The organism is Stieleria sp., from assembly GCF_041595215.1.
In the GTDB taxonomy this organism is placed as follows: domain Bacteria; phylum Planctomycetota; class Planctomycetia; order Pirellulales; family Pirellulaceae; genus Stieleria; species Stieleria magnilauensis.
The window spans coordinates 1-3,262 of the sequence record NZ_JBFHKV010000976.1 but is presented as its reverse complement, the minus strand read 5'-3'; the positions used below and the strand labels follow the sequence as shown (position 1 = coordinate 3,262).

Sequence of the window (3,262 nt, the reverse complement as noted above, 5' to 3'; positions counted from 1 at the left end):
GGATGGGCCGCAACGAAACACTGCACGATGCACCCGTGTTGCAAGACGCCCACCGCGCCTACAAGGAAAGCGGCGGCAGTATGAATGCGCTGATCACCTCGCTCCTGACGTCGGACGCCTTCCTGTATCGCACCCGCAGCACACCGGAGCGTTAGCCGAGCCCCGAGAGCGCCATACCGCTAAATCGACATTGATGGGTGCCTCTCGCGCCGGCGCGAACCGGCTGATATCCAACGAATGATCAGCCGTTTGGCGCGAGCCTACGGGCCCTCACTCATTGAGAAGATTGCCCACCGATGGCAGCGCGGACCCACGGATGACAGGGAGAAAAAGTCCATCAGTCATTCAATTGGCGTCCCCGACGATCAGCGACAAGAGATGCTTTCGAGTTGGTTTCTCCCCCCTCGATGCGACGGTTTGACTTGGCGTCCACCCAAACGGGAGGGGCGTGGCGATTCGTCAGATCGCGGCATTTACGGGATTTTCCACTCTCCTTAGACCGATGATGGGACCGGGGCGGACGCCTAATTTTTTCGATCTTGAAATAATTGGACCCCTTAGGGCATCTAGCTATATAATCGGTCTACCCGCCACATCCCCAGACTTACCCCAGCCAGCTGTTTTCCCACCCCTCGGCCGGCGTGTAGCGGTTTCAGGCGATCGCCAACTCGACTTCCCTGTCGATTCAGCCGGACAATTGACCCGCAATTCTTCGATCTCGCAAACAGATTCAAAATGATCAACCGTAGAAACATGCTGCATGGAATCGCAGCTGGCGTCGGCGCTGCTTTTGGCCCCTCGATCCTCGCCGAGCGTTTGCTGGCCTCGCCCGCGACGAACGTCCCCCTACTCGGCAATTCGACTCCCAAGCGAATCGTGTTCTTCATGCAGAACCAGGGTTTCGACCCTAAAACCTGCATTCCGAGCGGGATGAAAAACAGCGGTTCACTGGCCAAGGCCAAACTGCCCGAACCGATCAGCCCGCTGGAACCCTACAAAGATCGACTGCACATCATCAACGGGCTTCACGGTCTTCACACCAGTCCCTCGCACAGCGCCTTCTTCGGCGCCCTGGGCGGCTATCGCGGCAGCGACGGTGTGCCACCGAGTGCCCCGACGATCGACTACGAATTGAGCAAGGTCTTGCCGCAGACGCTGTTGCCCCACCTCTGCATCGGCATGGACTCGATCGAGAACATGACGACCAAGCCTACGCTCGCGACGCTGTCCGCCAGCGGCGCCGGCCAGCCGATCTTCATGCATTCCAACCCGAACCATCTGTACCAGATGCTCTACGGTGGCATCTCGACCGGTGACATTCGCAAGCAGCACGAAGCGCGGACGAGCTTGATGCTGCAGATCGAACAGTTTGCCGCCTCCAAGGGTCGCGCGCTCCCGGCAGCCGACAGTCAACGCTACGGCCAATACGTCCAAGGATTCAAAGAAGCCAACGGCCTCCGCGATCGCTTGGGTGCGGTCAGCGACCACCTGCGTAAGTTCGCACCCGAAGTGGACGAGCGCTACACCAATCCCGAATTCGAAACCGATTGGCACGATCGTTTGCTGGACCTGGGGATTTCGGCACTGACCTCGGGCATCACCAACACGCTCACGATCGGTTCGGGACGCGGCGAGATCTTCGGTGCATGGAAAGGATTGGGCGTCGAGCAACAGGGGCACAACCTGGGGCACATGGACCAGCCGGACAACCCGATTTGGATCAAGATCCGTCAGTACAACAGCCGCATGCTGGTCCGAATCATGGAAGCGCTCGAGAGCGTTCCCGAAGGCAGCGGCACGATGATGGATCACACGCTGATCGTCTACACCAGCAACAACGCCGACAAGCAGCACACCAACGGTGCGAACTGGCCGGTCATGCTGCTCGGCAACCTCGACGGCGCGTTTAAATCCGGTTGCTTCACTCAGTTGGATGGCAAACGCCCGATCAACGCGCTGTACACGAGCCTGTTGCGTGCCGCCGGCCAAAACGTCGATCGCTTCAACATGGACGACAAACAGGCCATGAAGTACGACGCCGGCAACGGCCCGCTCAAAGAAGTGCTCGCGTAAGCGGTGAGCGGATCGCGGTATTGCGTTTGAATCCGAGGCGGCTCGCAAACTGGAAGTAACTAGGGCGTCGCAAGCTGGAAGTATCCAGGGGGTCGCAAGCTGGAAGCTTACGCCACTTTATTGTTCTTGAAGGTTTTCGTATGACGGTTGGCAAACAAGTCCGACAGGCAAACTCGTTGGTGTTTGATGTGCATCGGTGCCTGTGGTGCGTCGTGTTTTGTTTCTCGTTCGGCATCATGTCGTCGACGTCCGCCGAAACGTACACGCCGGGGCAACCTCTGGAAAAGGACTTTGAAAGTTTTGCCGGCGCGTTTCTTGCCGACCATTGCATTGACTGTCACGGTGAGACGGCGCCCGAGGGTGACCTGTCGCTGCACGACCTCGGACCGGTGGACGAAATCAACGCCGGCACTTGGCGAAGCATTTGGGCTCAGGTCGCATTGAAGGAGATGCCGCCGCCGGATGCATCGGAGCTTGAAGTCGTCGACCGGCTGCAGTTCTCCGACTGGATCGTCGGCGAATTGTCACGCGTCATGCAGGACAAGGGTGGCTTCCATGATCATCGCGATCCGAACAAGGGGAACTTCGTCGATCACGAGCTGCTGTTTGGCTCCTTGCCCGAAGAGATCCAACTGGTGCCGACGTCGTCGCCGGCTCGGATTTGGCGGGTGACGCCCCAAGAACACATCACGCGTCTGAATGAACTGATCAACACGGAACCGGATTATGATCCTGAAAAGCCGGGGCTGCGCACGCATGGCGATGTCGTACCGACCAACCACGGCGGCGAATTGAAACTGTACTTCGGCGTCGATCGCATCATCAAATGGCAAGGCGGCACGGTGGCCTATGCCACCTCGGTCAAAAGCGTTCCCGCGATCCTCTCCTCGGCACGCAAACACGGGCTGGAAAACTACCCCGATTTCTACACGGTCAACAGCGCCGAAGCGACGCAGATCTTGGACGTCGCTGATGACATCATCCGCTACATGGCCGAAGGTCCGCTGAGTATCGCCCAGCCCTATCAGATCACCGACGACCCCGCCTCGATTGCGGACAAAATGGTGGGTGATCTTCGCGGGTTGCCGACCAGTTTGGTCTACAGCACCAAGGTGGTTCGTCCGCTGACGCCGGTCTATGACCTGATGAAAGAAGACGGTGTTACTGACCAACGTGTGCGCCGCGCGGT

Annotated in this window: 3 protein-coding genes; all 3 read left to right on the top strand. The window is 58.8% G+C overall.

Annotated elements, in window-relative coordinates:
• Positions 1 to 155: DUF1585 domain-containing protein (locus ABX749_RS27015; protein ID WP_372898758.1), on the top strand; the 155-nt coding region annotated here is incomplete at its 5' end.
• A gap of 580 nt (positions 156 to 735) precedes the next feature.
• The gene (locus ABX749_RS27010) at positions 736 to 2,073 is read left to right on the top strand and encodes a DUF1552 domain-containing protein (RefSeq protein ID WP_372898756.1); all 1,338 of its coding nucleotides are present in this window, start codon (positions 736 to 738) and stop codon (positions 2,071 to 2,073) included.
• A 236-nt stretch (positions 2,074 to 2,309) separates the two neighbouring features.
• Positions 2,310 to 3,262 (top strand): c-type cytochrome domain-containing protein (locus tag ABX749_RS27005; RefSeq protein WP_372898757.1); only part of this gene is annotated, 953 nt, incomplete at its 3' end.